General features: G+C 70.2%; 3 protein-coding genes. 2 read left to right on the top strand and 1 reads right to left on the bottom strand.

Features of this window, described 5'->3' with window-relative positions:
- A partial coding sequence (locus tag H0W38_RS20810) for an efflux RND transporter periplasmic adaptor subunit (protein WP_292457778.1) occupies positions 1–1079 on the bottom strand: 1079 nt, incomplete at its 3' end.
- 275 nt (positions 1080–1354) lie between these two features.
- Between H0W38_RS20810 and H0W38_RS20805 the strand changes: the two genes are divergently transcribed.
- Entirely contained in the window at positions 1355–2035 is a 681-nt protein-coding gene (locus tag H0W38_RS20805) for a TetR/AcrR family transcriptional regulator (protein ID WP_292457777.1), read from the top strand.
- Positions 2032–2521: biotin/lipoyl-binding protein (locus H0W38_RS20800; protein WP_292457774.1), on the top strand; the 490-nt coding region annotated here is incomplete at its 3' end. The genes H0W38_RS20805 and H0W38_RS20800, both read left to right, overlap by 4 nt.

Below are 2521 nucleotides of genomic sequence, written 5' to 3'. Positions count from 1 at the left end.
GGCGCAGGCTGCGGCGCCCTGCCGGCCGGCTCGGCCACCTCCGGCAGCCGCACGCGCAGCGCCGCGTTCGGCAGCTTCACCACGTTCTCGCGCCGCTCGGTGACGATGCGCACGTTGGCGGTCATGCCCGGCAGCAGTTGCGCCGCACTCTGGCGAAAGCTCACCACCACGGTATAGGTGATCACGTTCTGGGTGTTCAGCGCCGCCTTGCGCACCGCCGCGACCACGCCTTCGTAATCGCGGCCGGGAAACGCGTCCACCGTAAAGCTCACCGGCTGGCCGGCGTGCACGCGGCCGATGTCCGCCTCGTCGATGGAGACCTCGACCTGCATGTCGGCGAGGTTGCGGGCAATGATGAAGAGCTCGGGCGCCTGCAGGCTGGCCGCCACCGTCTGACCCAGATCGACGCTGCGCTTGATCACCACGCCGTTCACGGGCGAGCGAATCTCCGTGCGGTCAAGGTCCACCTGCGCCTGCGCCAGCGCCGCCTCGCGCTGGCGCACCGCGGCTTGCGCGCTGACAGCCTGCGCGCGGCTCACCTCGAGCTGCGCGGCGACCGCCTTGACCTGCTCGGCCAAGGTGCCGGCGAGGTTGCGCGTGGTCTCGAACTCGGCTTCGGAGATGAACCGGCGGTCGAGCAGCTCCTGCTTGCGCCCGAGGTCGCGCGCCGCGTTGTCGGCATCGAGCTTGGCCCGCGAAAGCGCAGCCTGCGCCGCGGCCACGCCGGCCTGCGCCTGCAGCACCTGCGCGCGCGCCGCCTCCACGTCGGCCTGGGCCTGGCGCACGCGATAACGAAAACTCTCCGGGTCGATGCGGGCGATGGGCTGGCCCTGCTTCACCTCGGTGTTGAAGTCGGCGAACAGCGCCTGGATCTGGCCCGACACCTGGCTGCCCACGCTGACCTGCGCCACAGGATTGAGCGTGCCGGTCGCCGCCACCGCCGCCTCGATCGGGCCTTGCTCCACGGGCGCGGTGCGGTAGCTCAGCGCCGGGTCCTCATCGCGAAGCGTCCACCACGCGGCAGCGCCGGCGGCGGCGATTGCGAGCGATCCGGCCAGGATCCATGCGGTGCGTGCCATCGTGCTGGATTCTAGGGAGCGGTGGCGGCCCCGGCAGGGCCGAAGCTTTGCGCCGGCCCTTGCAGCCGGGGCACCCACTGCGCCGGTCTTCATCCATCTTTACCCGAGCTTTCCCGCTGCTGCACACGCTCCGCGCCGCGTCGCGGCAAGCTCTGCCGCCGCACTCGGGCTTTCGCGGCTTACATTGACCCGCACCCCCCAGCGCACTACATTTACTGACTCATTGGTCATTAGCAGTAAGCATGTCCCGTCCTGCGCTTTTCCCCCCCTGCCCCATGGCGATCACGCCGCTCCCGCGCCAGCGCCGCAAGGAGGCGCGCCCGCAGGAGCTGCTCGATGCAGCCCTCGAGCTCTTCGTGGAGAAGGGTTTCGCGGCCACCCGGGCCGAAGAGGTGGCCGCGCGCGCCGGCGTCTCCAAGGGCACGCTGTATCTGTATTACCCCAGCAAGGAAGACCTGCTCAAGGCGGTGATCCGCAACAACATCTCGCGCGAGATCGCCGAGGGCGAAGACATCGTGCGCGCCTTCGAAGGCCCGACCACCGAGCTGCTGCCTTATCTGATGTCGGAGTGGTGGCGCCGCATCGGTGAGACCAAGGCCTCGGGCATCGCCAAGCTCATCGTCTCGGAAGTGCGCAACTTTCCGGACATCGCGCAGTTCTACCGCCAGGAGGTCATCGAGCCGGCCGAGCGCATGCTCGCGGGCGTGCTGCAGCGCGGCATCGACCGCGGCGAGTTCCGGCCGCTGCCGGTGCACGAGGTGGTTCACAACCTGATGGCGCCCGTGCTGTTCATGATGTTGCGCAAGCACTCCATCGGCGCATGCGCCGGGCTCGAGTGCCCGCACGCCCCGCAGCGGCTGATCGAGGTGCAGATGGACATGGTGCTGGGCGGCCTGGTGCCGCGCGAGCCGGTCATGGCTCCTCCCCACCGCAAGGCCGCCGGCAAGAAGCGATGAAGCGACGTTTTCGCTGGGTGCTGATCGCGCTGGCGCTGCTGCTGGTCGGCGCCGCGCTCGGCCGCGCTTTGCTCGCGCGCAAGGTTGAAGAGGCGCCGGCCTCGCGGCCACCCGTCGCGCTGGAACTCGGCCCCGCCGACGTGACGATCGCCCGCCAGCGCGAACTGGTTCGCCAGCTCGACATCACCGGCGAGCTGCGCGCCGTCAACTCCGCCATCGTCAAGGCCAGAGTGGCGGCCGAGGTGCAGGAACTCGGTGTGCGCGAGGGCGACCCCGTCGAGGCCGGCCAGGTGCTCGGCCGGCTGGACGCCAGCGAATACCGGCTCAGGCTGCGCCAGGCCGAGCAGCAGGCCGCCCAGGCCCGCGCCCAACTCGACATCGCCGAGCGCGCGCTGAACAGCAACCGCAGCCTGGTCGAGCAGGGTTTCATTTCCAGGAACGCGCTCGACACCTCGGTCTCCAACGCCGCCGCCGCGCGCGCCGCGC

Origin of the sequence: Methylibium sp. (assembly GCF_013817365.1) — a bacterium.
Classification (GTDB): Bacteria; Pseudomonadota; Gammaproteobacteria; order Burkholderiales; family Burkholderiaceae_C; genus Methylibium.
The sequence above is the reverse complement of the archived record's forward strand: the minus strand, read 5'-3'. Positions and strand labels throughout refer to the sequence as shown.